Origin of the sequence: Sorangium sp. So ce1014, from assembly GCF_051521505.1 — a bacterium.
In the GTDB taxonomy this organism is placed as follows: Bacteria; Myxococcota_A; Polyangia; order Polyangiales; family Polyangiaceae; genus Sorangium.
This window is the reverse complement of record NZ_CP150356.1, coordinates 4,758,543-4,784,824: the sequence shown is the minus strand read 5'-3', so window position 1 is coordinate 4,784,824 and position 26,282 is coordinate 4,758,543. Positions and strand designations below refer to the sequence as shown.

Here is a 26,282-nt window from a genome sequence, read left to right as displayed (position 1 = left end):
CGCCGCTCAGCTCGACTTCGCGCCGGAGCCCGGCGACGCCTTGGAGCCGCCCAGGCACGCGGGAGAGCGGAAATCCGCGCCGCCCTGTCGCTCCCACTCGTCCGGCGTCATCGCGCGGATCGTCAGGGCGTGCAGCCCGGCGCCGAACTCCTCGCGCACGACGTCGTTGACGCGCCGGTGGCGCTCGAGGGGGCTCATGCCCCGGAACGCCTCGCTCACCACGAGCACCTTGAAGTGGGTCTCCGAGCCCGCCGGCACGCTGTGCATGCGGCTCTCGTTCTCCACCTCGAGGTGCGCGGGATCGAGCGCGCGAGCGAGCTTGCTCTGGATCGACTCCTGCCTGGTCGCTGTCGTCATGGCCGCGCGAAGCTTAGCCTCGGCCGCCCCACCGGTCACCGGGTGAGCGCGTCGCCGGGAAGGCGGAGGCGCGTCCGCCCGCCGGGGCCCAGGCGGAGCGCGGTCCGCCGGGCCCGAGCGGCGATCGCTCCGCGGCCGCCGGGGCGCGGCGCCGTCCCCGCAGAACGCCCGCGGGTGCCCGCGGGGCCCTCGATGCCCGCGGGTGCCCGCGGGGCCCTCGATGGTGCCTGCAACGGCCCCTGGCGGCGCCGCGGGGCGCCTGGCGGTGCCTGCGGGGGCCCTCTGCGGGCCACGGGCGCGGCCGTTCGCGGACGAAGGGATTGCCCGGCGCCACGCCAACGGATAAACCGCGCGGCATGGCATCCCCGATCGTTGCGCGGCTCGCGCTCGTCCTCGTCGCCGGGCTCTCCGGCGCTTCCGGCTGCGGCGACGACGGGACGCCGAGCGCCCCCGGCCCGACCGGAACGCCCCAGATCGAGATCGTGAGCCCGAAGGACGGCGCATGCGTCGCGATCGGGGAGCGCTCGACCGCCTCTTCCGACGACGGGCCGACGATTCCGATCCGCGTCACGGTCTCGGAGCTCCTCCTCCGCCCTCCCGGCACTTGCTTGACGTACCGGCAGTGCGGGCACCTGGAGCTCAGCGTCAACGGCGAGGAGAACAACGCCGCGGCCGGCCGTGTGATCGACGTGCGTCTCGACAAGCTCGATCCCGAGGAACGCTACGGCGAGCTCGCGATCACCCTCACCGCCGTGAGCGACACGGGCGAACCGCTCCTCGGCGGCGAGGGCAAGCAGGAGCCGCTCACCCGGAGCCTGTCGCTGACCATCGCGGAGTCGTGTGAAGACGGCAGCGGCGAGGGCGGCTCGGGCGGCGAAGGTGGTTCCGGCGGCTCGGGCGGCGAAGGCGGCTCCGGCGGCGAAAACGGCTCCGGCGGCGAAGGTGGTTCCGGCGGCTCGGGTGGCCAAGACGGCTCCGGCGGCGAAGGCGGCGCCGACGGCACAGGTGGCTCGGCTGGCGCAGGTGGCTCAGGCGGCGGCTGAAGCGAACGCTCGGAGACCTGTCACTTCGCCTGCGGATCGGCGCGCGGCAGGCCTCGCTCATCGAACAGCAGAGCGATGTCGACGTGGAACTGAGCTCTGCGGGAGGACGGCGGCGCCCGGTGTGAGCTCGGCGGCGGCGTGGGGTGACCGCCGCAGGACTCACCTTCCTGCGCGCCCGGCGCGAGCGTCTCTCGCTGAGGCGATGCCGCTCCCGGCTGCGATCCCAGAGTCTCCGGCCGCGGGTGCCCCGCCCCCCGCTGCGACGCCGGCGCCGGCATCTCCCGCCGAGGAGGCGCCCCCGCAGGCTGCGTCTCCCGCCGCGAGCTCGGCGCTGCCGCTTGCGAGCCCGCCACCGGCGTGTCCCGCCGGGGGGGCGCCCCGGCAGGCTGCCGCGAGCTCGGCGCCGCCGGCTGCGACAGCGGCGCCGGCGTGTCTCGCCGCGCGTACGCCGCGGCCGGCTGTACCTCTCGCCGCGGGTACACCGCAGCCGGCTGCGACAGCGGCGCCGGCGTGTCCCGCCGCGCATACGCGGCGGCCGGCTGCGTCGCCCCCCGCGAATACATCGCGGCCTCCTGCGAGCCCGCCACCGGCGTGTCCCGCCGCGGGTACCCTCCCGGCAGCGGCGCCTCCCGCCGCGCGTACCCACCCGCCGGCTGCGAACCCGGCAGCGGCGTCTCCCGCCGCGCGTACCCACCCGCCGGCTGCGAGCCCGGCAGCGGCGTCTCCCGCCGCGCGTACGTGCCCCCTCTGGCCGCGGGGGGCACCGACCCCTCCAGGCGCGCAACCACCACGCCGGCCGGCGCCGGCGGCGACGAGGGCACCTCACGGCGCCCGCGCGAAGAGGACGGCGCCAGCGTCATGACGCCCAGACGCTCCGAGCGCGGCGCAGCCGGATCGAGCGGCCGGTACGCCGCCTCCCCGGACGCCCCGGCACCCGAGCGCTCCGGTCGGTGCGCGGCCACGGCAGCCGCCACGCGCTCGCGGGACGCAAGCTCGTGCGCGCCCGCGCTCCGCGGCCCGGAGCGCGGCAGCGGCGTCGACTCGGCGTCGCGCCGCGACGACGCATCCGCCGTCATCACCCCGAGCGTCCAGCGCTCCGAGCGCGGCGCCGAGGACCCATCGTCCCCAGGCGTCAGCGAGTAGCGCCCCGGCGTGAGCTGCCACGAGCGCTGCTTGCGGCTCTCGCGCGCCGCCGTGCCGAGCATCGCCCCGAGCTCGTCGTCCTTCAGCGCCTCGTCGACCCGCACGAGCGTGCTCACCACCTCGCGCGCGATCTCCTCGAACGCCTCGGGAGCCAGCGCGTAGGTCGACGACGTGACCACGATGACCACCGGCCGGCGCTCCTCCGCCAGCGCCGCAGCCATCGAGACAGGACACGCCTTGACAACGATCCCCACGTCCATCGCCGCCGCCTGGCAGCGCTCCAGCAGCGCCTGATCGCCGCCGATGAGAAGGGCCGTCGGGATCTGGGCGCGAAGCGTGGCGTCAGAAATTCGCGGCATCGGTCCCAGAATCCTAACCTCCCCGGCCCAAGCAGAGGTCAGGAAAATCCTGTCATCGGACATTCCCCGTCATGTCTGGAGAGCGAGCTCAACCGATGTCGGGAACTGCTGTCGGGAACTGCGCGCGGCTGGATCACCCTCACGGATGCGTAGGTACCGTGGGTAACTCGGTGAGGTGGCAAGCAGCCCAGTGACCAGGACGGCGCTCCTCCAGCGGAGGCGCCTCGATGCTGCAGCGCTCCATCGCGTAGGGACAGCGGGTGTGGAAATGGCAACCGGACGGCGGGTTCAGCGGACTCGGCACCTCGCCGACGAGCGTCAGGCGACGCCGTTTGCGCTCCACGTCGGGATCGGGGATCGGGATCGCCGACAGCAGCGCCTGCGTATACGGATGCTGCGGTGAACGGAATAATGCATCTGGACGAGCGCGCTCGACGATCCGGCCGAGGTACATCACCGCGATCTCGCTTGACAGATGGCGAACCACCGCGAGGTCGTGCGCCACGAACACGTACGTGAGCGACAGCTCGCGCTGGAGCGAGGCGAGCAGGTTGACGATCTGCGCCTGGATGCTCACGTCGAGCGCGCTGACCGGCTCGTCCGCGATCACGAGCTTCGGCCTCAGGGCGAGCGCGCGGGCGATGCCGATCCGCTGCCGCTGGCCGCCGGAGAACTCGTGCGGATAGCGCCGCATGTACGAGGGCGAGAGCCCCACGAGCTCCATCAGGCGCGCCACCTCGCGGAGCGACTCGTCGCGCGACGAGACGAGGCCGTGGGTGGAGAGCGGCTCGGCGATGAGGTCGTGGACCGTCATGCGCGGGTTCAGGCTCGCGTACGGGTCCTGGAAGATCATCTGCATCTCGCGGCGCGCCTTGCGCAGCGCGCGCGGGTCGAGCGTCAGGACCTCCCGGCCGTCGATCTTCACGCTCCCCGACGTCGGCGCGACGAGGCGGAGGATCCCCCGCCCCGTCGTCGATTTGCCGCAGCCGGACTCGCCGACGAGGCCCAGCGTCGCGCCGCGCTCGACGTCGAAGGAGACGCCGTCGACCGCGCGCACCGTGCCGACCTGCCGCTGGAGCAGGCCGCGCCGCACCGGGAAGTGGACCTTGAGATCGCGCACCGAGAGCAGCGGCGGGGGTGTGGCGGGTGTGGTCATGGCGCTCGTCCGGCGACGTCCTCGACGTGGCACCGCACGACGTGCAGCGCCCTCCTGTCCCCCTCGCCCGAGACGACCCGCGGCGGCGGCGCCTCCTCCTGGCACACGGAGACCGCGTGCGCGCAGCGCGGGTGGAACGGGCAGCCCGGCGGCAGCCGCGCGAGCGACGGCGGCATCCCCGGGATGGGGACGAGGTCGTCGCCGCGCGCGCCGTCGAGCCGCGGGATCGACCGCGACAGGCCGATCGTGTACGGGTGCCGCGGGGCGTGGAAGATGGCGCCGACCGGGCCCTCCTCGACGATGCGCCCGGCGTACATGACCGCGACGCGATCGGCCATCTTCGCGACGACGCCGAGGTCGTGCGTGATGAGCAGGACCGCCGCGCCGAGCGCCTCCTTCCGCTCCTGGATGAGGTCCAGGATCTGCGCCTGGATCGTGACGTCGAGCGCCGTCGTCGGCTCGTCGGCGATGAGCAGGTCCGGGTCGCAGAGCAGCGCCATCGCGATCATCACGCGCTGCCGCATCCCGCCCGACAGCTGGTGCGGGTAGTCGTCGATCCGCGACGCCGCCGCGGGGATGCCCACCGCCTGCAGCATCTCGACGCTGCGCCGGCGGGCCTCGGCGCGCCGCATACCGCGGTGCAGCTCCAGCACCTCGATGAGCTGCTCGCTCACCCGGAGATAGGGGTTCAGCGACGTCATCGAGTCCTGGAAGATCATCGCGATGCGGTCGCCGCGGATGCGCTCCATCCGCGCCTCGCTCGCCTCCGCGAGGTCCTCGACGAGGCCCCCCTCGGACTCGAGCAGGATCTGGCCGCCGACGATCCTGCCCGGCGGGTCGGGGATGAGCCGGAGCAACGAGAGGCTCGTCACGCTCTTGCCCGAGCCGGACTCGCCGACGATCCCGAGGACCTCGCCGCGATCGAGGCTGAAGGAGATGTCGTCGACCGCGCGCACCACCCCTTCCTCGGTGAAGAAGTGGGTCTTCAGGTTCTTGACCTCGAGCAGCATGGTCCGTGCGGGCGCGCGCCGTGGGAGCGGCGTCCCTTCAGTCCTTTCGGATGCGTGGATCGAGGGCGTCGCGGAGCCCGTCGCCGAGGAAGTTGAAGCAGATCAGCGTGAGCGCGAGCATCAGCGCCGGGAAGATGAGCTGCCAGGGGAAGAGGTCCATCGCGTCGGCGCCCGTGGACGCGAGCAGGCCCCAGCTCGACAGCGGCTCCTGCGTGCCGAGGCCGAGGAAGCTCAGGAACGCCTCGGTCATCATCACCTCGGGGATGGTGAGCGTCGTGTAGACGATGATCGGGCCGAGCGCGTTCGGCACGAGGTGCCGGAAGATCAGCGCGGCGTGGCCGACGCCGATCGAGCGCGCCGACTCGATGAACGGCTGGCTGCGCAGCGCGATCACCTGGCCGCGGACGATGCGGGCCATCGTGAGCCAGGAGATGCCGCCGAGGGCCGCGAAGACGACGACGATCTGGAAGATGGGGAAGTAGCTGGGATCCGAGGGATCCTGGACGAACAGGCCGAGCGCGACCTTCCAGGCGCGGTAGAGGGCCGTCTGGTCGTTCGCGAAGAAGACCATGAGCAGGATGACGAGGATGAGGAACGGGAACGTGTAGAGCACGTCCACGATGCGCATCATGATCGCGTCGACCTTGCCGCCGAAGTAGCCGGCGACGCCGCCCCAGCTCACGCCGATGACGAAGCTGACGAGCGTCGCGACGATGCCGACGGCGAACGAGATGCGCCCGCCGAAGAACACGCGGGCCATGAGATCGCGGCCGAAGTAGTCGGTGCCCATCCAGTGCGCGAGCGACGGCGGCTGCGCGCCGAGCTTGAGGTCGGCCTTGTCGTACTGGTAGCTCGACAGCTCGGGGACGAGGATGCAGGCGAGGATCATCGCGACGAGCACGACGCCGCAGGCGACCGCCGCGCGGTTCTTGCGGAGCCTCCGCCACGCGTCGCGCCCGAGGCTCGACCCCTGCTCGAGCGCGTCGAGCCGCAGCGGGGCGGCCGGGCGCGGCGCCGCGCCGCCGGGGACGGCGGGCAGGTCGGCGGGCGAGGCGCCGGCGGGCGCTGCGGCGTGCGGCGAGGGGGCGGCGGGCATGGTCAGCGCAGCTCCACCCGCGGGTCGATGAAGGCGTACGCCACGTCGACGATCGCGTTGAAGAGCATGAGCAGGAAGCCGTAGACGAGCATGACCCCCATCACGAGGTTGTAGTCGCGGTTCGTGGCCGCCTCGACGAAGTAGCGGCCCATGCCGGGGATGTTGAAGATCTTCTCGACGACGAGGGAGCCGACGAGCAGGCCGCTGAAGCCGGGGCCGAGGAAGCTCACGACCGGGAGCAGCCCGCCCCGGAGCGCGTGCTTCAGGACGACCTTGCGCTCGGAGAGCCCCTTGGCGCGCGCGGTGCGGATGAAGTCGGAGCGGATCACCTCGAGCATCCCGCCGCGCGTCAGCCGGGCGATGTAGGCGGCCACCGGGAGCCCGGAGCAGATGATCGGGAGCACCATGTGCCGCCACGTCTCCCAGCGGGCGACCGGGAACCAGTAGAGCTTGAGCGAGAAGACGAGCATGAGCAGCGGCGCGAGCACGTACCGCGGCACGCTGAGGCCGACCATGGCGACCGCCATGGCCGCCGTGTCCTTCCAGGTGTTCTGGCGGATCGCCCCGATGATTCCGAGGGGGATGCCCATCGCGAGGGCGAAGAGCATCGCCCAGAACCCGAGCTGCATCGACACGGGCAGGCTGAGGGCGATGATCTCGTTGACGGTGCGGTTCGGGTACTTGAACGTCGGGCCCAGGTCGCCTTTCGTGACGAGCGCAAGGAGCCAGTCGCCATACTGCTTCAGCACCGGATCGTTCAGGTGGTACTTGGCGTCGAGCTGCCGCTGGACCTCGACGGGCACGGCCCGCTCCTGGTCGAACGGGCCGCCCGGCACGATGCGCACCAGGATGAACACAAGGGTGGCGACGAGGAAGAGCGTGGGAATGATGGAGAGCAGCCGCTTGATGGCGTAGGTGCTCACGGCGCGCCGCCTCCCGGCCGTCGAGCCGCGCCGCTCCCCTCGTCATCCCGCCGTCTTCCGTGGATCCCGAGCGATGTCACGAGGTGCCTCCGAGCTGCCGTCCTTCAGCGCGGCGACGGCCGCGAGGGCGCGCCGCGCCTTCCCGCATATCACGGAATCGCCGGCCGGCGCGGCGTTTCGCGCGTCGCGCCGCGGTCGAGGCGGCCTGCGCGCTGGCCCGCCGCCGCGCGCGCGTTCTGTGCCCGACGTTCAGCCGCGCATCGTCACGACTGCGCCTTGAGCTTGCCCTGGTCGCGGAGCTTCACGAGGTCGCTGTGGCCACCTTCGAGGACCCCGTCGACGAACACCATCGGGAACGTCGGGAAGCCGGCCCAGAGCTTGAGAGCGAGCCGCTCCTTCCACTTGGAGAGGTAACTCCCGTACTCCAGGTACGTATATTTCACGCCCTCTCCATCGAGCAGCTGCCGCGCCTTCTTCACGATGGGATTCTGGGCCATCCCGACGACGACCACCCGGTCGCGGCTCACCGCGGCCGCGACCTCGTCGACGACGGCGCGATGGAAGCTGGCGAGCTGCGACTTCACCGCCTCGGAGACCTTCTCGGGCACAAGCGTGGGACGTTCAATCATGAGATGTGCACCTCTGCGGCGGCAGCGTACTGGCGCGGAGGACGCGCGGTCAACATCGGAGCCGGACGGCGCTACCGCGCTTCGCGGTCCAGCTCGAGCGCGCCGCATTCCCACGCGATCTCGCCGCGGACCCTCGTGCCCATGCCACGCCAAATCGCCTATCGTCTTCTTGCGCCCTGGCGCCTTGGCGTTTGAATCTTCTTCTGGCCTCGTGGCGGCCAGATCTCCTTACTCCTCCCGGCGCCCTGGCAGCTCGTCCCCTGCCTGCGCGCTACGGAAGGAGCAGCACCTTCCCCGTCGTCGCCCGCCCGGCGAGCGCGCGGTGCGCCTCGGCCGCCTCGGCGAGCGGGTACGTGGCGCCGACGGAGATCGTGAGCTCGCCGCGCGCGATCGCGCCGAGCACGTCGGCGGCGCGCTGGAGCAGCTCCTCGCGCGTCGCGGTGTAGTGCGCGAGGCTCGGTCGCGTGAGGTACAGCGACCCCTTCTGGTTCAGGATCTGCGGGTCGAACGAGGACACCGGCCCGCTCGACTGGCCGAAGAGCACCATCATGCCGCGCGGGCGGAGCGCGCCCAGGCTCTTCGCGAACGTGTCGTGCCCGACCCCGTCGTAGACAACGTCGACGCCGGCGCCGCCCGTGAGCCGGCGCGCCTCGGCCTCGAAATCGGCCTGCGTGTACAGGATCACCTCGTCGGCGCCGGCGCCGCGCGCGAGCCGCGCCTTCTCCTCGGTCGAGACGGTGCCGATCACGCGCGCGCCGAGCCGCTTCGCCATCTGGCAGAGGAGCAGGCCGACCCCGCCCGCGGCCGCGTGGACCAGGCACGTGTGGCCGGGCCCGAGCGGGAACGTGGAGCGCGCGAGGTACTGCGCGGTGATGCCCTGGAGCATCGCGGCCGCCGCGCGCCTCGCGCCGACGCCTGCGGGCACGGGGACGAGCCTCGCGACCGGGATGCGGACGTGCGTGGCGTACGAGCCGGGGCCGCCGGTCCACGCGACCTCATCCCCTTCCCTCACCTCGGTGACGGAGGGCCCCACCGCCTCGACGCGCCCCGCGCCCTCGAGCCCGAGCGGGATCGGCGGATCGAGCTTGTACTGGCCGCTCCGCTGGTAGATGTCGATGAAGTTCACCCCCGCTGCCTCGACGCGGACCACGGCCTCACCCGGGCCGGGCGCGGGAGTCGGGTGCTCCTCGAGCTGCATCACCTCGGGGCCGCCGGCGGCCATGGGACGGATCGCGAGCATGTCGCCCATGTTGTCGACCCGGAGCGGGCCGTCAAGCAACCGGCGCAGGCACGACCCCATTGCTGCCCACCGGGCGCTGTGGATGATGCGTCCCCATGTCTGCTTCCACGCCTTCCGAGCCGCTCCCCCAGAACAACGCCTCTGGAGCCGCGTCCGCCCCGTCCGCTGCGGCGGCGGCGCCACCCGTCGCCGCAGCCTCGTCCACCTCCGCGCCCGCGTCGCCGCCCCCCTCGGCCGGCGCGGACCCGGCAGGCGCGACGGCCGCGCCGTTCCCCGCGGGCTTCCTGTGGGGCTCGGCCACCGCGGCCTACCAGATCGAAGGCGCCGCCACCGAGGACGGCCGCGGCCCCTCCGTGTGGGACGTCTTCTCGAACACCCCCGGCAAGGTCTTCGAAGGGCACACAGGCAACGTCGCGTGCGACCACTACCACCGCTACAAGGAGGACCTCGGGCTGCTCGCCGAGCTCGGCGCCAAGAGCTACCGCTTCAGCGTCTCATGGACACGGGTCCTCCCGGAGGGCACGGGCAAGGTCAACCCGAAGGGGCTCGACTTCTACGACCGGCTCGTCGACGAGCTCCTCCGCCTCGGCATCACGCCGATGTGCACGCTGTTCCACTGGGACTTCCCCCAGGCGCTCCAGGACCGCGGCGGGTTCCTCCAGCGCGACGTCGCCGACTGGTTCGCCGACTACACGACGGTCGTCGCCAGGCGGCTCGGGGATCGCGTGCCGTGGTGGGTGACGCAGAACGAGCCGCAGGCCTTCATCGGCAACGCGCTCCTCGAGGGGCACTTCGCCCCCGGGCTCAAGCTCCCGTACCGGGAGTACCTGACCGCCGCCCACAACCAGATGCGGGCCCACGGCAAGCAGGTGGACGCCCTGCGGGCCGCGGTCAAAGCCGCGAAGATCGGCTACGTGCTCGCGACCCAGGTGCAGCGCCCCGCGACGGAGGACCCGGGCGACGTCGAGGCGGCGCGCGAGGCGATTTTCTCGGTCTACGAGCGGCACCCGTGGAACAACGCCTGGTGGATCGCGCCGGTGCTCGAGGGGCGGTATCCGGAGAGCGGCCTCAGGCTCTTCGGCGACGACATGCCCGACTTCCCGGCCAGCGACTTCGACCAGATCAAGCGGCCCATCGACTACCTCGGGCTCAACATGTACTCGGCGGGCACGTGGCGGCAAGGCAAGGACGGCAAGCCCGAGCGCGTCGCCTCCCCGCCCGGCTACCCGCGCGCGACGCTCGACTGGCTGCAGGTGGTGCCCAGCACCCTGTACTGGGGATCGAGGTACTTCTGGGAGCGATACAAGCTGCCGATCGGGATCACCGAGCACGGCACCTCGACGAGGGACCAGGTCTTCCTCGACGGCAAGGTGCACGACCCGCAGCGCATCGACCTCATGCACCGGTACCTGCTCGGCCTCGCACGGGCGGTGAAAGAGGGCGTCCCCGTCATCGGGTACTGGGCCTGGTCGCTCCTCGACAACTTCGAGTGGGCCGAGGGCTACAAGGAGCGCTTCGGGCTCGTCTACGTCGATTACCAGACCCAGCGCCGGATCCCGAAGGACTCCTTCTCCTGGTACAAGGAGGTCATCGCGACCAACGGGCGCTCGCTCCTCGGGCCGACCGCCGTCGCCTGGGAGAACGTGACCGGCTGATCCCGGAGGCCCGCGGCCCGATCTCGCTCGGGCCGCGCGGCGGGCCCTCTCCTGCGCCCTGCTCCTCGTCACGCCCGTGGCCCCGAGCGCGGCCCTCGGGCGCACCGGCGCCGCGGGGCACAGCGGCGCCGGGACGGGCGGCGGCGCCGCCGTCTTCCACCTCGCGAACGGCGCCCTCGCGGTGGTGAGGCGCTGAAGCCCATGGGTCGACCGCGCGACCGCGCGACCGCGCGACCGCGCGACCGCGGGAGAGCCGGGCGTCGACCGTCACACGAGCGCTGCTGTCCACCGTCCCGGAGAACACCTTGGCTCGGCAGATTCGCAATGCGAGGCCAGCCGCGAGAGGCCGGGCTCAAGCTTGCAAAGATGTTTGAAGGCTCTGCGGATCGGGCGCGGATGAGCTACTCTCTGCGCCTTTACCTGGGTGCGTGTGAACACACAGGTGCTCACAAGGAATACAAGGATATGGCTCTACGCAACGTTGTAGTCACGCTCACCGCGGCAGGTGGGATGTTCCTCGCCGCGTGCGATCCCGGCGACCCGCCCTCTTCCGGCGCTGGCGGTGCGGGCGGGGCTTCCGGCTCGGGAGGCTCGGGCGGCACGGTCGAGCCGGGGTGTCGCGCGTCCTCCGGCGGCCCAACGGTCCACGAGGGCGATCTGAGCGAGAGCGAGACCTGGACCGCGGACGGGAGCCCGCACATCGTGAGCTTCCCTGTCCGCCTCCGCGCCGGCGTGACCCTCACGATCGAGCCGTGCGCCGAGGTGCTGCTCGAGGAGGACACGGGCATCTCCGCGATGGACGAGGGCGCCGAGCTGAAGGCCGAGGGCACCGAGGCGCAGCCCATCGCGTTTCGCGGCAGCGAGGGCGCGCGGTGGAACGACGTCCACGTCGCGTGGCCGGCCAGGGCGACCCTCCGGCACGTGATCCTCGAGGGGGGCGGCGGCGATCGCTTCCACGCGAACGCGACGCTCTCCGCGTACGGGGCGTCCGTGACCCCGGCGGCGCCGGCTCTCCTCGTCGATCACGTGACGGTGCGCGGATCGCTCGGCGCCGGGGTGCTCCTCCTGCGGGCGTCGTCGTTCGCCGAGGGCTCCACGGACCTCGTGATCACGGAGAGCGGCAGTGAGGAGCACCCGTATCCGCTGGAGCTCGGGGAGCAGGCGATCGGCTCGATCCCTGTCGGCGAGTACACCGGCAATCGAAGGGACGAGATCCTGATCCAGGACGAGGGCGCCAATCAGACCTCCGGGCTGCAGCAGGACACGACCCTGCGCGACCGGGGCGTGCCCTATCACTTCGGCGACTGGCGCGACGCCCGCTTCAACATTGGCGCGGGCGGCGACGGCGCGCCGCTCACGACGCTCACCATCGAGCCCGGCGTCACCATCCGGTTCGAGCCCGGCAATTTCATGCAGATGGAGCGCTTCACCGGCGAGTTCGCGGCGAGCGGCGCCCTCCGCGCGCTGGGCACGCCGGAGAGGCCCATCGTCTTCACCTCGGCCGCCGAGAGCCCGGCGCCCGGCGACTGGGGCGGGCTCTGGTTCGGCGGCATCCCGCGCGAGGAGAACGTCCTGGAGAACGTCATCATCGAGTACGCGGGCTACGATTGCGGCTGCATCCTGCTCAGCTGCAACGACCTCACGACGTTCAACGGCGCCGTCATCTTCAGCGAGGCGCCGGGCAGCGCGTTCATCCAGGGATCGACGTTCCGCCACGTCGCTGGCCATGGCGTCACCCGCGGGTGGGTCGGCACGGCGGGGCCCGATTTCGTCGCCGGGAACACGTTCGATGACGTGAGCGGCTGCAAGCAGACGCGCCCCTGGATCGAGGGTCAATCGTGCCCTGACCCGAAGCCCACCTGCCCGGAAGACTAGGGCCGTCCCCGCCTCGCGACGAGGATATCGTCGCCGCCGCCGACCCGCCTTTCGCGTGCGACGCGCGGACCGCCGTTGGTTCCATTCTCGCCGACGCTGGACAGCGTGTAACCGTGGCCGTCCGGGCTCCTGCGGTACACGAGAGGGCCTGTCCCACAAGGATCCTGCGCGAGGTCGGGGAGCGCCTCCGGATATCGGCCGTCCGAATACGCTCGCTCTACCTGGATGGCCGTGCGCGCCACGAGATACGACGCCCGCAGGGCGCAATCTTGCCCCGCGAAGTGCGATAGCGACTCGGGGTTCAGCAGGGTGCTGTCCCAAGTGGCCTCGACCGCGAGCGAGTCGGCGGCGACCTCTCGCAGTCGCGCCGTCTGGGAGGGATCCCGCTGCGCGTCGCGCGCGATCCGCTCCGCGGTGCGCAGCCGCGCGTCCAGCAGGGGGAGGGCCTGGCCGAACATCGCCTCCGTCGGGAGCACCAGGGTGAGCGCGCGGGCGCCGAAAGACTGCGTGGCAGGAGGGATCTCCTCGGGGAGGGCGCGCCCGTCGCTCAGGCGCATGGCTACCTCCCGGAGCGCCAGGCGCTCTTTCCGGATCACGTCGGGCAAGGACGGCAGGTGGCGCTCCCGCTCCGCGAGCGCCTGGTCGAGCTCGGCGAGCTCCGCGGCAGGCAGCCTGGGCACGCCGGCGACGACGTCGGCGACCCCGAGGTACCCGTGCGCCGCGGCCTGAGCGCCGATCCTGGCCGCGAGGCTCGACCCCGCCGCCATGTCTGCGCCGATCTTGGCCAGGGTGAGGTAACGATCGAGGGCGCCGCGCGCGTCCCCCTTGGCCGCGAGCCCGTGCCCCTCGACCAGGAGCAGCCTGTTCGCCTTCCATACCGGGAGCAGGTCGCCGTGGTCGACCCACGCGCTGCCCTCCGCCGGCTCGTGATGGGAGCATCGCGCCGCCTGACGTAGGGCGTCGAGCTCCGGGCGATATCGCTCGACCAGGGCGAGGACCTCGGGGGAGAGCGGCACGCCGGGCCCGGCGTCGATCGCTCGCCACGCGGGGCCGAGATCGGCGTCCCGCGGGATCCTCGCCATCGTTGCATAGCTCGCCCCGCAGCCCGCCTCCGCGGCGGCTTCGCCCGCGGGCTGCGAGCGCTCGCGGAGCCGCGCGCGCTCGGCGTTCCAGTCGGCCTCGGAGGAATCTCGGTAATCCCGGAGGCGGAATTGACCCCAGGCGGACGCGCCTGCCCGGAAAAGCACGAAGACGGCGGCTGTCGCCGCGAGTCCAAACCCCAAACGCCTGAGCCTCCCGCGGAGGCGCCCCTCGCTGTTCGTCATCGGACAGGAGAAAGCCCGGGCAAGCAGGGCTATTCCGTGCCTATTTGTCAAACGATCGCGCGGCGCGACCCGGCGTGGACCGCGACGATCCCATCGTGTCGTCAGGGGCAGCGCAGATCTCGTGCCGGTCCCACCCCCGGGCGACCGCATCGCTCGACGCGCAGAGCGCATGAACCGAGGAGCGTCGCGTGGTACACAGGCGGCGACTCGCCCTGCTCGGGGCATTGCCGCGTTTCCATCAAGGAGGTCTCAAGATGAGCTCATTCGTCAAGCGTCATCGATTCGCGTTCTCGGTGCTCCTTCTCTGCGTCCCCGCGCTCACCGGCGCCGACGAGAGCGGCTGCGGCCGCCCTGCCCCCGCGCTCGACGAGCTCCGGGCGCCCGGCGTCGAGGAGGCCGCCGGCCCCGTGCGTCCCGGCCGATGCGTCGTCACCGGCTGTAGCGGGCAGGTCTGCGCCAGCAAGCACGTGGCCACCACGTGCGAGTGGCGCGAGGAGTACGCCTGCTATGGCGAGCACGGCGTCTGCGAGCGCGACGCGTCCGGACAGTGCGGCTGGCGCGAGACGCCGGAGCTCGAGGCGTGCCTCGACGGCGGCGGGGCCCTCCGCGGCGCGGCGGCGGGCGGCGGGCCCACGGCCTGCGTCGTGACCGGCTGCAGCGGGCAGGTCTGCGCCAGCGAGCACGTGGCCACCACGTGCGAGTGGCGCGAGGAGTACGCCTGCTATGGCGAGCACGGCGTCTGCGAGCGCGACGCGTCCGGACAGTGCGGCTGGCGCGAGACGCCGGAGCTCGACGCCTGCATCGTGTCGGCCTCGGGCAGCTGACCGGCGAGACGCAGGCTCGCATCCCCCGCCGGCGCGCGCCGGCGCGCGCCGGCCGGGATCACCTCGGCTTGAGCTCGGTCAGGACGAGCAGGTACTCCGGCGGGTTGTTTGGCGAGAGCTTGGCGTACGGGTTCTCCTTGGTGGGGAAGCCCGTGAAGCGCTTCGTGTTGTACTCGCCCCAGGACGGATTCTTGAAGAGCGGTATCACCGGCGCGTTCTGCGCGTAGAGCATCTGCACCTCGTCGAGGATGCGCTTCTGCTCGGCGAACTCCGTCGCTGCCTCGAACTGCTGGAGCAGCTTGTCGGCCCCCTTGTCGCCGTAGCGGTGCCAGTTGCGCGCGCTCGCCTCGCCGACGGGCTTCACGAGCTCCGCGGACATGAGCTCGCGGTAGTAGTTGTAGGGCGTGGGCTCGACGACCGTCCACCCCATCGACATGTCGAACGTGCCCTTCTGGAGCGCCTCGAAGAACGCGCTGAAATCGTAGGTCTTGAGCGAGGCGTCGATGCCGAGCTGCTTGAGGTTCTGCGTGATGATCTGGACCGCGCGGACCCAGTCGGACCAGCCGGTGACGACGTTGATCTCGAAGCGCATCGGCTTGCCGTCCTTCACCCGGATCCCGTCCGGACCCGCGGTGTACCCGGCCTCGTCGAGGAGCGCTTTCGCCCTCGCCACGTCGAGCTTCACCCAGTCGCCCGCCTCCGCGGCCTTCGGGTTGCGCCAGCGCTCGTAGGCGTCGTCGAGCCCGGTCGCGTCCGCCGGCCTTGTGTAGTTGTTGGACGCGATCTTCACGATCTGCTCGCGATCGAGGCCCATGCTGATCGCCTTGCGCACGCGCACGTCGTCGAACGGCTTCTTCGTGCTGTTCGGGTAGAGCGTGGCCATGCCGCCGACGAGCGGGAACCAGAAATGGTGGTTCGCCGGGTCCTTGGCGACGTAGACCTTCTCGATCTCGGGCACGAACGCGCCTGCCCAGTCGACCTCGCCGTTCATGATCGCCAGGCTGATCTGGTCGTTGCCCGGGTACGCCGGGAAGCGGAGCCCGTCGACGGCCGGCTTCCCCTGCTGCCAGTAGTTCGGGTTCTTGCCGAGCTCGTACACCTGGTTCTGGAAGACCTTGACCTCGGTGAACGGCCCTGTCGCCACGGGGTTCTCGTTCGAGTACGTGACCGGATCGGCCACGTCCTTCCATTTGTGCTCCGGCACGATCGGCTGGTGGCCGATGTAGCTGAGCCCCGGGACGTACGCCCGCTTCAGCGCGAACTCGACCGTCGTGTCGTCCGTCGCCTTGACGGACTCGACGAACTTCCACACCCCCGAGAGGTCGAGCGCGGCGTGCTTCTTCAGGAGCTCGAACGTGAACGCGACGTCCTTCGCCGAGAATGCCTGTCCATCCGACCATTTGACGCCGGAGCGGATCGTGAAGGTGAGCTTCTTGTTCCCGTCGCTCCACGCGTACTTCGTCGCGAGCCACGGCGTGTACTCGCCCTTCATCGTGTTGAAGACGAGCATCGGCTCGTAGATGCCGGCGACCGTGGGAAAGCGGACGCTGCCCTCGGCGAGCAGCGGGTTGAAGTTGCGCACCCAGGAGGCCTGCTGCTCCCTGGAGATCGTGACGAACGCCGCGCCCTTCTTCGCGGGCGCCGCGCCGCTCTGCGCGGCCGCCGAGGCGCTGGCGCCGGGCGAGGGCTGCGCCTCTTGCTTGGAAGGACAGCCCGCCGTGACGCCGGCGGACAGGACCAGCGCCGCCGCCGCGAACGCGCGGCGCGTCATGGATCGACTCTTCATCAGCATGCTCCACGCGGGCGATCAGGACCCGCGACAGTCCACTTCAGCCCCAGCACGCCGCACCGCCGCCCCGTACGGCGGAAAACGCGACATCGGGACCGCCCGGTCGCGCCGGACGCGGCACATCAGGGTGCGAACTTTACCGGTTCACCTGGGAGCATGTCAACGTGCAGCGTGAACGCGCGCAGGTCAGCGCGGGCGTCCTTCGCCCGGCAACCGGAGGGGCTCGGGCCGCTCGAGGCGCTCTTCGTCAGCCAGCGCCCGAGGCGCCGGCGCGCCTCACCTCGGCACGTCGACGGGCACGAAGCAGGAGATGTTCGTCTCGATGTGGAAGTTCGACCCGTCGGTGTGGCGCTCGGCGTGGAAGATATCCATCGTGTAGCTGTTGCCCGGAGTGATGCCCAGGGAGGCGGCCTGCGCATCGAAGTCGATGACACCCGACTCGGGCCCGTGCATGCTGCCGAGATCGAGGGCGAGCTTGCCGTTGATGAAGATCCACATGTCGTCGTCGCCCCGGAAGCTGAACTCCTGGCCGGCGACGTAGCCGAACTTCAGGTGGATCTCGGTGGTGAAGAGGAAGTTCTGGTTCTTGTGGTTCTGAGGGGTGATCCCGAACCCCTCCTCCGGCGCCAGCGGGAAGAAATCCATGCTGTCGAAGACGTACTGACCCGAGCCGGGCGGCGACTCCTCGAGCTCGAGCTGCTTCGGGAAGGTCATGTTCACGCCCGGCACGTCCCGGTACCACTGGTCGAACGACGCCTTGCTGTTGATGACGACCTGATTGGGGGTCCCACCCCCGCAGGCGAGCGGGGTCTGCAGGTCCGCCTGGCAGCCGATCGAGTCGAGGAACACCGGCTTCCCGTCGCTGTCGAGCGCCGGCTCGACGAGCTCGCGGCGAACCACGTCACCCCTGAAGTCCATCTCGAAGTCGGGGTGCGTGTCGTTGAAGTCGCGGTAAAGGACCTCGAGCGTGCTCTTGCACTCGCCCCCCCCGGCGCCGCCGGCGCCGACCGTCGGGTTGCCCCCCGCCATGCTCCCGAATTCGTCGCCGCTCGAGCTGCTATCGCCCCCCGAAGGCGTCCCGCCGGTGCCGCCGGTGGTCGTCCCGCTGCTGCCGCCGGAGCCGGAGGTCAAATTGCCGTTCTCGCCGGGCCCCGAAGAGCACGCCAGGGCAGCGACTGCGAAGGTGACAAGAAAGAAGGATCGAGGGGACATAGAGTACTCCAGTGAGAAGGTAGGACAACCACATTTGGTGGAAGTTGTCAACCGCGTCCCATGGACGCTGTACGCAAGATCGCGTGGCACTGTCCGCCGGATCTCGTGATGATCGTTTAATTCAGTCCAGCTGCAGCCCGCGGAACGTGCCCTGTTCGACGGGACAGAGGCGTAATGCGGTGCGTCGCTCTCGCGCAGGCGGCTCAGGGCGAGGTGGGTCGGTCCGCCGCTGAAGACAAGCCAGCTCGGGGAGCTCGCTTGTGCTGAGCTCCCGCCTTGCTGTTGCGCCGCCTTGCGCCTCTGCGCCTTCCGGGTCAGGACGCCCGCAGCTCGATCCGCTGCCAGTCGGCCGCGACCTCGATCTCGACGACCCCTTCCAGGACGCGGTGCGACATGGCCCCGGCGACGGCGCGCGGCGGGGGCACGCCGTAGATCCGGATCGTCTCCACCTCGCGCGCGGGTGGCAGCTCGCCCTCGACGCGGCGCTCCAGCGTGAACGTCGCCCCGTCGAATCCGCCCGAGAGCCGCGTCGTGCGCGACGGACCGTGCCCGTCGCCCTCGTCCTCGTAGAGGCGGCCGCTCACCCGCTCCGCGGCGTGCACGTGCCACGTGATCTCCTCCCAGCGCGCGCTCGTCGTGTGCATCCGCGGCGCGGTGAGCGCCACAGCGCCCCCGGCGCGCAGCCACACGGGGACGACCCCGAGCGGCGCATCGGCGATGACGTGGCGCCCGCCCTCCTCGACCTTGCCCGCGCGCTCCAGGTTGGCGAAGTCCATCCATGCGCCGGCGGGCAGGTACGAGAGCCGCTTCGATTGCCCCGGCCGCACCACCGGCGCGACGAGCAGGCCGTCGCCGAAGAGGAGCTGATCGTAGGCATGGAGCGCCTCGGGATCCTCCGGCGCCAGGAAGGACAGCGGCCGCATGACCGGCAGGCCCGTCTCCGCCGCCTCGCGCATCAGCGTGTACAGGGTCGGCAGGAGCCGGTAGCGCCGCTCGAGCACCGCGCGCGCGAGGCCGAGGTACGGCTCGCCGAAGCGCCACGGCTCCTGCGCCGGCCTGCCCCTCGCCGCGTGGTTGCGCATCAGCGGATAGAACAGCCCCGCCTGCATCCAGCGCACGAGCAGCTCGCCGTTCGCGCGGCCGGCAAAGCCAGGGATGTCCGCGCCGACGAACGGCACGCCCGAGAGGCCGAGGCCGACGAGCATCGGGATCGATGCCTCCAGGTGCGTGAAATTGCTGGCAAAATCGCCGGTCCACACAGCGGCGTAGCGCTGGATGCCGGCGAAGGCCGCGCGCGTGAGCACGAAGGGGCGCCGGTCGGGCGCGTGGCGGGCGAGCCCCTCGTAGGCGGCCCGCGACATGCCGAGCCCGTAGACGTTGTGGACCTCGAGGTGCCGCCGGGCGCCGTGGCGCGCGTCGTAGGGTAGCGTGCTGCCCTCGATCGTGCCGAGCCCCGAGGTGCGCCCGCCGTCCGGCGCGGGCAGGCCGCGGTCGGGCCGGACGGAGAAGCACGCCGGCTCGTTCATGTCGTTCCAGATGCCGGCGATGCCGGCGTCGACGAAGGACTTCTGGAGATCGCCCCACCAGCGCTGCACGTCCTCGCGCGTCAGATCCGGGAAGACGGCGGGATCGGGCCAGACCTCTCCCACGAGGGTGTCGCCGCGCGACAGCCGGACGAGGAAGTCTCGCGCGCGCGCCTCCTCGTAGACGGCATAGCCCACGTCCGCCTTGATCCCCGGGTCGACGATCGTCACGAGCTTGACCCCCTCGGCCGCGAGGTCTCGCGCGAGCCGCGCCGGGTCCGGGAAGCGCGAGCGGTCCCAGGTCCACACCCGGTAAGCGTCCATGTAATCGATATCGAGGTGGACCGCGTCGAGGGGGAGGCCGCGCGATCGATAGCCGCGGACGACGCCGCGCACGTCGTCCTCGGTCTCGTAACCCCAGCGCGACTGGTGCGCGCCGAGGCTCCAGAGGGGCGGCATCGCCGGGCGCCCGGTGAGCGCGGCGTAGCGCCGGAGGACGTCGGCCGGGTGCGGGCCGGCCATGAGGTAGACGTCGAGCTCGGGCCCGCGCGACTCCCATTCGATGCGATCCGGGTCGCTCAGGGCGATATCGACCTCCGAGCGCCACGGCTCGTCGAGGAAGAGGCCCCAGGCGACGCCGCTGCGGAGGGCCACGAAGAAGGGAATCGAGGCATAGAGCGGGTCGGATTCGACGTGCGGCGGGAAAGCGTCGGTGTTCCAGAAGGTGAAGCGCAGGCCGCGCTTGTCGAGCGGGCCGACCTTCTCGCCGAAGCCGAGGTAGGCCTCGCCCGGCGGCGCCGCGAGCGAGAGCCGTGCGCGGAATTCGTCCACCGGGAAGGCCGGCCGGACCTCCCCGGAGACCCCCTCGCTGCGCGCGAGGGCGCGGCCCTGTCCGTCGCCGAAGGTCCATGTGCCCGAGGCGAGCGAGACATCGAGAGAGGCGCCCTCGGTGGTCACGTGGAGCGTGTCCCCCTCCCGGCGCGCGGAGAGCGGCAGCGCGCCCTCGGCGACCACGGCGAAGGAGCGCTTGGGGGGGAGATCGGGGTGCGTGAAGCCCGTCACGGCGGACGAAGGGGCGTGACGCACGCGCAGCACGCCGGGACCTGGACAGCGGATCTCGATCGCGGCGCGGGCGCCCGAGAGGAGCACGTGAGTCGCGCCGAGCGAGGCGTCGGTGAGGTGCATGGCGCGAGTCTAGCCGGCGCTGACGGCTCCCGCCATGAGCGCACGTCGGGCGGAGATGCGCCGCGGGCTATTGCCACGGTTCCCGATGCCCTCCTCGGGCGAGGGGTTTCGTGTCGCGGCGACGGCTGCGCGGGCTCCGAAAGCCCGCAGCTCCCAGCGCCGCCCGTACAGCGGGTCCCGTCAGGCCGGCACAGATTGCCGAGGACCGCCGGGCTCTTGCTCCTCATAGGGGAGCGTCGTCATGCACAGGGCCGAGGTAATCGGCGCGGCCATCTCGGAGATCATCCGTCGAACGAGCTCGAAGACAGCGACGGGCGCGCCGCCCTGGGGGAAGCACCGGCTCTCCCGGGATTCGAGCTCGAAATGCGCGCGTGCGCCCTCTGCGACTCGGCCGGTGACGAGGAGTTGATCTTTCTGAGCGAGCGACTCCAGGTAGGCCGCGGTCCCCACGATCTCGCCGAGGACCGTATAATCGAGCCGACCGAAAGCCCTTGATCCGATTTCGCCCGAGATCATTGGGCCCGTGTCGACCCCGATGGAGACGCCGTGAGTGAAGGGCGAGTCCTCACCGGTGCGCAGGGCGAGGGCGTGGAGCTGGTCACGCACCGCAATGCAGGCCTCGAGCGCGCGAGAGAGGTGCCCCTCTCCACGGAAGGTGGCCATCATCGCGTCGCCGAGGAATTTCTCGATGACGCCGCCTCGCCCGGCGATCTCGGGGATCATCACCTCGAAGTTGGCATTGAGCGTCCATATCGCATCCTCGGGTGGCGCCTCGCCCGCGGCGGCGCGAAAACCGGCAATATCGATGAAGGCCACGGTCCCCTGCCACTCCTCGATTCGACCTTGATCCGGCGCGGCGCTGCGAATCCGCTCCACCAGGCTCGGGCTCACGAACATTCGCAGCGCGTCGTTCTCCTCGGTCGAGCGCGCGGTCTTGCGCAATTCAATCACGCGCCGCAGAGTCTTCTGAATGGTGGCCTCGAGGTCCTTGAAATCGATCGGCTTGACGAGGAAATCGAACGCGCCACGGTTCATCGCGGTGCGGATGTTGGTCATGTCCCCGTACGCGGAGACCATCACGGTCTGCACCGTCGGGTTGATCTCGGCGACGCGTGAAAGAAAGGTGAGCCCGTCCATGCCGGGCATGCTGATGTCGGAGAGGACGACATCGACGTCGGGGTGTTTGCGGAGCTGGTCGAGAGCGGTCTCGCCGTCGGTCGCAAAGATGAAATCGTATATTGACTTGCGGATCTGCTGGCGGAAGCGCTGCCGGACGAGCAGCTGCACGTCCGGCTCGTCGTCGATGACGAGGATCTTCGCGGGGCCCCGGTCCTTCGGCTCGGCCAGCGCGGCGAAGGCAGCGGCCATGTCGCGGGCGGACGAGAAGCGCTGGGCCGGGTTCTTCGCCAGAGCACGCTCGAAGAACCTGTCGACCTCCGGCGAGAGATCTGGCACGAGGCTCGACGGGGGCGGGAATGGCGCGATGGCGATGTTCATGATCATGGAGGTGAGCTGTTGCCCCTGGAATGGGGGCGAGCCCGTGAGCGCACTGTAAGCGACGACGGCGAGCGACCAGAGATCGCTGCGGTGGTCGACCTGCGAGCAGCGGACCTGCTCCGGGCTCATGTACAGCGGTGTCCCCACGGGGACGTCAGGCGAGGTGATGTCGTCCCCCAGCATCGACGCCACGCCAAAATCGAGGATCTTGACGACCTCGCCGGCGTCCGTGCGGGCGAGGAAGAGGTTTGCCGGCTTGAGATCGCGGTGCACGATGCCCACGCCGTGCGCGGCCGCGAGGCCCCGGCTCGCCTGGGCTACGATCGAGACGACAGCAGAGAACGGCAGGCGCCCGGCGCGCCGGAGCCTTGCGTCGAGGTCCTCGCCCTGGAGCAGCTCCATCACGATGTAGGGGGAGCCCGCATCGAACCCATAGTCATGGATCTGCACCACGTGCTGATTGCAGAGCTTGGCGATCGCCATGGCCTCCAGCTCGAAGCGGGTGCGCGAGACGGCCGAGGCGGCATGCGCGGGCGCCATGAGCTTCAGGGCCACCGGCCGCCGCAGGTGCCGGTCGAGCGCCTCCCAGATGTGGCCCATGCCGCCCTCCCCGATCGCCGTATGGAGCTCGTATCTGTCGGCGATGACGCGCTCGGGGACAGCCATGGTGGGATGCTAGCGGAGGGCGACGTTCTCCGTCAACGACGCACAGCCCCTCACGCGGGCCCCCCGAGCGTTGCCCGTCGTGGTCGAGCGTCCTGCGCTCTGATAGATGTGACCTTGAGCCAGGATGTCCGACCAGCAAGCCGAACGACAGCACGCCAGTGCGACGCAGACGCTCGCAGACCACCCCGCGTCCCCGCTGCTCACGCGAGCGGGACGCAGCGTCGCGCTCCTCGTGCACCACACGAGAGGGGTGCAGAGCGCCCTGCTCGCGCCTGACGAGCCCTTGACAATCGGACGCACGGCGCCCGCGCGCCTGTGCATCGAGGATCCGACGCTGTCGCGCGAGCACGCGCGCTTCTCGCTCGCCGGGGGACGGGTGCGTGTCGAGGACCTCGGATCCCGCAACGGCACGCGCATCGCGGGCCGCCGCGTGAAGGAAGCCGAGCTCGACATCGGCGACGAGGTGTTCCTCGGTGGCGTGGTCGTGCGGATTGAAGCCCTCGGAGCGACGGGCGAGCCGCTCGGCATCGAGGGCGAGGACAGGCTCCGGCGCCACGTCGACGAGGAGCTCGCGCGGGCCGAGCAGTTCCGCCGGCCCTTCGCGCTCCTCTTCGTGCGCTCCGTGCACGCGGGCTCGGCGGGGCCGGACGACTGGCACTGGCTCGAGGTGCTGCGCGCGCGTCTGCGCCCCGTCGATCGGATCGCGCTCTATGGAGTCGACACGGCGCAGGTGCTCCTGCCCGAGACGGGGGCGGACGACGCCGAGCGCATCGCGCGCGCTATCGCGGCCCCGGCCCAAGGCGACGTCGACCTGCTCGTCGGCGGCGCGGTCCATCCGGACGCGGGCAGCACGGCGGAGGCGCTCGTCGAGCGCGCGCGCGATGCCGCACGCCGCGCCTCACCCGCGCGTCGGGTCGAGCTCGTCACGAGCTCGTCCTGGACGGTCGAGGAGACCGTGGGCGGGGCGCCCGTCGCGGGGACCGCGATGCGCGAGCTGCTCGCGACCATCGAGCGCGTGGCCGCCTCGCGGATCCCGGTCGTCTTGCATGGCGAGACGGGAACGGGGAAGGAGGTATTGGCGCGACTCATTCATGATAGCGGCCCGCGCAATACGCGGCGCATGGTGCGCGTCAATTGCGGGGCCATCCCGAAGGATCTGGTGGAGAGCACGCTCTTCGGGTACGAGCGCGGCGCGTTCACGGGCGCGCTGCAGCAGCAGAAGGGCGTCTTCGAGGACGCCAACGGCGGAACGGTCTTTCTCGACGAGATCGGCGAGCTGCCGCCGGCCGCACAGGCTGCACTGTTGCGGGTGCTCGAGACCGGCAGCTTCAGCCGGGTGGGCTCGCCGCGCGAGATCGAGACCGACGTCCGCATCGTGGCAGCGACGCACCGCGATCTCGAGACGATGTGCGAATCGGGCGCGTTCCGGGCCGACCTCTATTATCGGCTCGGGGGGGTGGTGATCGATATCCCGCCGCTGCGCGAGCGCAAGGGCGAGATCGAGCCGCTCGCGTGGCGCTTCCTGCGCGTGGCGAACGAGGCCAATGGGCGGAGCGTGCAGGGCATCGCCAGAGCGGCGCTCGATCTCTTACAGCTGTACAACTGGCCCGGGAACGTGCGCGAGCTGCGCAATGCCATCGAGCGTGCGGTGGTGGTGACGCGGGGCGCGCTCGTGGGGCCGGAGGACCTGCCGGCGCGCGTGCGGGCAGCGCGCGCAGACGCGGAGCACGCGTCCGATTCTGGACGAGCGTCGGATCCTGAGCGCACATCTCCCGACATCGCCGCGGGCGCCCTTCCGCCCTCACCGCCGCCCTCCAGCGTCGAGGGCGCGCCGGTGCGGGGGAAGCTGCAGCAGTACGAGGCGAAGATCCTCCGCGATACGCTGGAGGCCGCGGGATGGATCCGGACGGAGGCGGCGAGGCGGCTCGGGATCCCGGTGCGCACGCTGTCGTACCGCATGAAGGTGCTTGGCGTGGCCAAGCCCGGTACGTGACGGAAGCCGACACGTACGTCATTGCTTTGACGATGTTGCCAGCCGGAGGCGGCCGGCAAAGTATTGCCGGCAAGAAGTTGCCGGCCGGCAAACGGTCGCTGTCGCGTTGTCCAGCACGTCCGATTTTTGTGCTCTGCACCGTCTCGGTGGTCCGCGAACCGCTGGCACGCCCGCTGCACTGACAGCTTCGCGTCGGGGAAACGAAGACCTGCCGGTTGACCCAGCAGCATCGGCGACTCCGACACGCGGCGCGCCTTTGCGGCGCGTCCGGCAGGACTCACGACGCGCGCGGCGGACGACGTCGACGCCAGAAGCCCCAAACGGAGCCGGGGGCGACGCGCGTGAGGGCCCAGGTGCGGTTCACGAAGGACGACGCGGGGCGATGCCCCTTGCCTTGCAGCGTCTCTTGAGGAGGCAACATGACTACACCGATCCCGTCCGCGCGATTTATCGAGTTTCTCAACCGCGTCGATGACCGAGAGTTCACGAAGCGGTTCCACGGCAACCCAGATGGGGTGATGAAGGAATATGGACTCAGTAGAACCGAGGCGGCTGCGATAGCCGACGCGGAGTACCTCAAGGGGTCATCGCGCGATGCCCAGGAGCAAGCTCTGCGGAAGATGTTCGAGAAGGTCGGGCTCGATCCAGACCTGTACACGGCTGTCATCAAGAAGCTCGCTGATAGCTACGATCCCGCCTGGTAAGGAGGCGCGGGGAGGCCTCGCGCTTGGTTCACTATGACTTGGCCGCTTGAACAGATCTTCGACCGTATTCGCTCTCATATCCCAGGGGCGCTCGTCACGCCGGGCGCCTGGGAGAGCGTCCTCGGAGCGGCGCGGCGCCTCCCGCCAGTCGTATCGTGCGCGTACCTCGAGTGCCGCCTCGGCCCGGGCGCGGCCGAGGTCGATCTCGGCGCCTCCGTGATGGCGGCGGAGGGCCCGATCCTCATGGCAGCTACGCCGACAGGCCTGCCGTCTTCGGGAGAGGAGGCCACGATCTGGGGCCGCGTCCAGGAGCTCGCGCGCATCTGGGCGGACCCGGCGTCGCCGCTCCATGCTCGGGTCCCCGTGATATGGCTCGAGCTCGACAGCGGCGAGATTACCCGCGGTCGTCTCATGCCCTCGGTGCTCCTGTGCGTGGACCCTTCTCTGCCGAAGGGCTCGGCCTCGCCGGACGCAATTGGCCACGGACTCGACGACTGCGCGCCGTCCCTGCAGGCGGCGCTCTCGGCGCTGTCGAGCGAACCTCTCGCACCCGAGGCGCGGGCCGCCCTCCATCGCTGCGTCGAGGCGCTGCCGGCCGGCGGGCGGATCGTCCACGTCGGCTTCATGGTGACGCGCCGCCCCACGGTGTTGAAGCTCTTCGCGGCGATGGAAAGGGAGCAGGTGCTCGGATACCTCGGCGCGATCCGCTGGCCAGGCTCCCTCGCCGAGGCGGCCTCGCTGATCGACACGTTCGGCGCGGGTCCCGACACGTTCCGGGTCGACCTGACGATCGGGGAGAGCTTGCTTCCGCGGCTCGGGATCGAGTTCGCGTCGAGGCGCGGCGCCGACCCCGGCCGGCGCGCCCTAATCGACCGCTGCGTCGAGCATGGCCTTTGCACACCCGAGAAACGAGACGCGTTGATCTCATGGACCGGCTCGACGCGCGAGGCGATCCCCGGGTACGCCCGGCCGGTGCGCCTTAGCCGCTGGATCGACATGAAGATCGTCCATCGCCCTCCGGAGCCACTCGAAGCCAAGGCCTACCTGGGTTTCATGTTCCACCTCTCACTCCTGTGAC

21 protein-coding genes are annotated in these 26,282 nt (G+C 70.8%); 8 read left to right on the top strand and 13 right to left on the bottom strand.

Annotated elements, in window-relative coordinates; translation table 11 throughout:
- Positions 1 to 6: 6 nt before the first annotated feature.
- Positions 7 to 357, bottom strand: coding sequence for a BolA family protein (locus tag WME75_RS18180; RefSeq protein WP_437492463.1), 351 nt, complete (start codon positions 355 to 357; stop codon positions 7 to 9).
- 356 nt (positions 358 to 713) lie between these two features.
- On the opposite strand from WME75_RS18180, the gene WME75_RS18175 reads away from it, so the two are divergent.
- Positions 714 to 1,400: a hypothetical protein gene (locus WME75_RS18175; protein ID WP_437492460.1), complete on the top strand. Its 687-nt coding sequence runs from the start codon at positions 714 to 716 to the stop codon at positions 1,398 to 1,400.
- A gap of 20 nt (positions 1,401 to 1,420) precedes the next feature.
- Here WME75_RS18175 and WME75_RS18170 read toward each other — a convergent pair whose 3' ends face one another.
- From WME75_RS18170 to WME75_RS18140, 7 genes are all read right to left on the bottom strand, one after another.
- Positions 1,421 to 2,902 carry a hypothetical protein gene (locus tag WME75_RS18170; RefSeq protein ID WP_437492457.1) on the bottom strand — a complete coding sequence of 494 codons (1,482 nt, stop codon included), beginning with the start codon at positions 2,900 to 2,902 and terminating at the stop codon, positions 1,421 to 1,423.
- Positions 2,903 to 3,041: 139 nt separating this feature from the next.
- Positions 3,042 to 4,058, bottom strand: coding sequence for an ABC transporter ATP-binding protein (locus tag WME75_RS18165; RefSeq protein ID WP_437492455.1), 1,017 nt, complete (start codon positions 4,056 to 4,058; stop codon positions 3,042 to 3,044).
- A complete protein-coding gene (locus tag WME75_RS18160; protein ID WP_437492453.1) occupies positions 4,055 to 5,068 on the bottom strand; it encodes an ABC transporter ATP-binding protein in 1,014 nt (337 codons plus the stop codon). Before WME75_RS18160 ends, WME75_RS18165 begins: the two co-directional genes overlap by 4 nt.
- 37 nt (positions 5,069 to 5,105) lie before the next feature.
- The gene (locus WME75_RS18155) at positions 5,106 to 6,164 is read right to left on the bottom strand and encodes an ABC transporter permease (protein WP_437492451.1); all 1,059 of its coding nucleotides are present in this window, start codon (positions 6,162 to 6,164) and stop codon (positions 5,106 to 5,108) included.
- A gap of 2 nt (positions 6,165 to 6,166) precedes the next feature.
- Positions 6,167 to 7,087 (bottom strand): ABC transporter permease, encoded by a 921-nt coding sequence (locus WME75_RS18150; protein ID WP_437492450.1) that lies wholly within the window; start codon positions 7,085 to 7,087, stop codon positions 6,167 to 6,169.
- A 263-nt stretch (positions 7,088 to 7,350) separates the two neighbouring features.
- Positions 7,351 to 7,716: a glutaredoxin domain-containing protein gene (locus WME75_RS18145; RefSeq protein WP_437492448.1), complete on the bottom strand. Its 366-nt coding sequence runs from the start codon at positions 7,714 to 7,716 to the stop codon at positions 7,351 to 7,353.
- Between the two features lie 271 nt (positions 7,717 to 7,987).
- Entirely contained in the window at positions 7,988 to 8,956 is a 969-nt protein-coding gene (locus WME75_RS18140) for a quinone oxidoreductase family protein (protein ID WP_437494862.1), read from the bottom strand.
- Positions 8,957 to 9,051: 95 nt separating this feature from the next.
- Between WME75_RS18140 and WME75_RS18135 the strand changes: the two genes are divergently transcribed.
- Together WME75_RS18135 and WME75_RS18130 are read left to right on the top strand one after the other, a co-directional pair.
- Positions 9,052 to 10,611 (top strand): GH1 family beta-glucosidase, encoded by a 1,560-nt coding sequence (locus WME75_RS18135; protein WP_437492446.1) that lies wholly within the window; start codon positions 9,052 to 9,054, stop codon positions 10,609 to 10,611.
- A gap of 465 nt (positions 10,612 to 11,076) precedes the next feature.
- Entirely contained in the window at positions 11,077 to 12,486 is a 1,410-nt protein-coding gene (locus tag WME75_RS18130) for a hypothetical protein (RefSeq protein ID WP_437492444.1), read from the top strand.
- On the opposite strand, the gene WME75_RS18125 is transcribed toward WME75_RS18130, so the two are convergent.
- A complete protein-coding gene (locus WME75_RS18125) occupies positions 12,483 to 13,769 on the bottom strand; it encodes a hypothetical protein (protein ID WP_437492443.1) in 1,287 nt (428 codons plus the stop codon). The two genes, WME75_RS18130 and WME75_RS18125, sit on opposite strands and share 4 nt — an antisense overlap.
- Positions 13,770 to 14,065: 296 nt before the next feature.
- Here WME75_RS18125 and WME75_RS18120 point away from each other — a divergent pair, with 296 nt between their 5' ends.
- Entirely contained in the window at positions 14,066 to 14,635 is a 570-nt protein-coding gene (locus WME75_RS18120) for a hypothetical protein (protein WP_437492441.1), read from the top strand.
- Positions 14,636 to 14,693: 58 nt separating this feature from the next.
- On the opposite strand, the gene WME75_RS18115 is transcribed toward WME75_RS18120, so the two are convergent.
- The 4 genes from WME75_RS18115 to WME75_RS18100 all read right to left on the bottom strand — a co-directional run bounded on the left by WME75_RS18115 (position 14,694) and on the right by WME75_RS18100 (position 22,507).
- Positions 14,694 to 16,421 carry an ABC transporter substrate-binding protein gene (locus WME75_RS18115; RefSeq protein WP_437492439.1) on the bottom strand — a complete coding sequence of 576 codons (1,728 nt, stop codon included), beginning with the start codon at positions 16,419 to 16,421 and terminating at the stop codon, positions 14,694 to 14,696.
- A 279-nt stretch (positions 16,422 to 16,700) separates the two neighbouring features.
- Positions 16,701 to 17,636, bottom strand: coding sequence for a fibro-slime domain-containing protein (locus WME75_RS18110; RefSeq protein WP_437492437.1), 936 nt, complete (start codon positions 17,634 to 17,636; stop codon positions 16,701 to 16,703).
- 314 nt (positions 17,637 to 17,950) lie between these two features.
- The gene (locus WME75_RS18105; RefSeq protein WP_437492435.1) at positions 17,951 to 20,344 is read right to left on the bottom strand and encodes a glycoside hydrolase family 31 protein; all 2,394 of its coding nucleotides are present in this window, start codon (positions 20,342 to 20,344) and stop codon (positions 17,951 to 17,953) included.
- Between the two features lie 180 nt (positions 20,345 to 20,524).
- Entirely contained in the window at positions 20,525 to 22,507 is a 1,983-nt protein-coding gene (locus WME75_RS18100; protein ID WP_437492434.1) for a protein kinase domain-containing protein, read from the bottom strand.
- Between the two features lie 124 nt (positions 22,508 to 22,631).
- Here WME75_RS18100 and WME75_RS18095 point away from each other — a divergent pair, with 124 nt between their 5' ends.
- The 4 genes from WME75_RS18095 (at position 22,632) to WME75_RS18080 (ending at position 26,281) form a co-directional block, all read left to right on the top strand.
- The gene (locus tag WME75_RS18095; protein ID WP_437492432.1) at positions 22,632 to 24,500 is read left to right on the top strand and encodes a sigma 54-interacting transcriptional regulator; all 1,869 of its coding nucleotides are present in this window, start codon (positions 22,632 to 22,634) and stop codon (positions 24,498 to 24,500) included.
- Positions 24,497 to 24,682, top strand: a complete 186-nt coding sequence (locus WME75_RS18090; protein ID WP_437492430.1) for a hypothetical protein — start codon at positions 24,497 to 24,499, stop codon at positions 24,680 to 24,682. The genes WME75_RS18095 and WME75_RS18090 overlap by 4 nt, the downstream gene beginning before the upstream one ends.
- Positions 24,683 to 24,919: 237 nt before the next feature.
- A complete protein-coding gene (locus tag WME75_RS18085; RefSeq protein ID WP_437492428.1) occupies positions 24,920 to 25,204 on the top strand; it encodes a hypothetical protein in 285 nt (94 codons plus the stop codon).
- A 33-nt stretch (positions 25,205 to 25,237) separates the two neighbouring features.
- A complete protein-coding gene (locus WME75_RS18080; RefSeq protein ID WP_437492427.1) occupies positions 25,238 to 26,281 on the top strand; it encodes a hypothetical protein in 1,044 nt (347 codons plus the stop codon).
- Position 26,282: the final 1 nt, after the last annotated feature.

Bases quoted from the DNA above. Each gene is read 5' to 3' on its own strand.
- WME75_RS18170 (WP_437492457.1), bottom strand. From the start codon at position 2,902: ATGCCGCGAATTTCTGACGCCACGCTTCGCGCCCAGATCCCGACGGCC.
- WME75_RS18135 (WP_437492446.1), top strand. From the start codon at position 9,052: ATGTCTGCTTCCACGCCTTCCGAGCCGCTCCCCCAGAACAACGCCTCT.
- WME75_RS18105 (WP_437492435.1), bottom strand. From the start codon at position 20,344: ATGCACCTCACCGACGCCTCGCTCGGCGCGACTCACGTGCTCCTCTCG.
- WME75_RS18120 (WP_437492441.1), top strand. From the start codon at position 14,066: ATGAGCTCATTCGTCAAGCGTCATCGATTCGCGTTCTCGGTGCTCCTT.
- WME75_RS18130 (WP_437492444.1), top strand. From the start codon at position 11,077: ATGGCTCTACGCAACGTTGTAGTCACGCTCACCGCGGCAGGTGGGATG.
- WME75_RS18155 (WP_437492451.1), bottom strand. From the start codon at position 6,164: ATGCCCGCCGCCCCCTCGCCGCACGCCGCAGCGCCCGCCGGCGCCTCG.
- WME75_RS18180 (WP_437492463.1), bottom strand. From the start codon at position 357: ATGACGACAGCGACCAGGCAGGAGTCGATCCAGAGCAAGCTCGCTCGC.
- WME75_RS18160 (WP_437492453.1), bottom strand. From the start codon at position 5,068: ATGCTGCTCGAGGTCAAGAACCTGAAGACCCACTTCTTCACCGAGGAA.
- WME75_RS18175 (WP_437492460.1), top strand. From the start codon at position 714: ATGGCATCCCCGATCGTTGCGCGGCTCGCGCTCGTCCTCGTCGCCGGG.
- WME75_RS18140 (WP_437494862.1), bottom strand. From the start codon at position 8,956: ATGCTCGCGATCCGTCCCATGGCCGCCGGCGGCCCCGAGGTGATGCAG.
- WME75_RS18115 (WP_437492439.1), bottom strand. From the start codon at position 16,421: ATGAAGAGTCGATCCATGACGCGCCGCGCGTTCGCGGCGGCGGCGCTG.
- WME75_RS18165 (WP_437492455.1), bottom strand. From the start codon at position 4,058: ATGACCACACCCGCCACACCCCCGCCGCTGCTCTCGGTGCGCGATCTC.
- WME75_RS18145 (WP_437492448.1), bottom strand. From the start codon at position 7,716: ATGATTGAACGTCCCACGCTTGTGCCCGAGAAGGTCTCCGAGGCGGTG.
- WME75_RS18110 (WP_437492437.1), bottom strand. From the start codon at position 17,636: ATGTCCCCTCGATCCTTCTTTCTTGTCACCTTCGCAGTCGCTGCCCTG.
- WME75_RS18080 (WP_437492427.1), top strand. From the start codon at position 25,238: ATGACTTGGCCGCTTGAACAGATCTTCGACCGTATTCGCTCTCATATC.
- WME75_RS18085 (WP_437492428.1), top strand. From the start codon at position 24,920: ATGACTACACCGATCCCGTCCGCGCGATTTATCGAGTTTCTCAACCGC.
- WME75_RS18095 (WP_437492432.1), top strand. From the start codon at position 22,632: ATGTCCGACCAGCAAGCCGAACGACAGCACGCCAGTGCGACGCAGACG.
- WME75_RS18100 (WP_437492434.1), bottom strand. From the start codon at position 22,507: ATGGCTGTCCCCGAGCGCGTCATCGCCGACAGATACGAGCTCCATACG.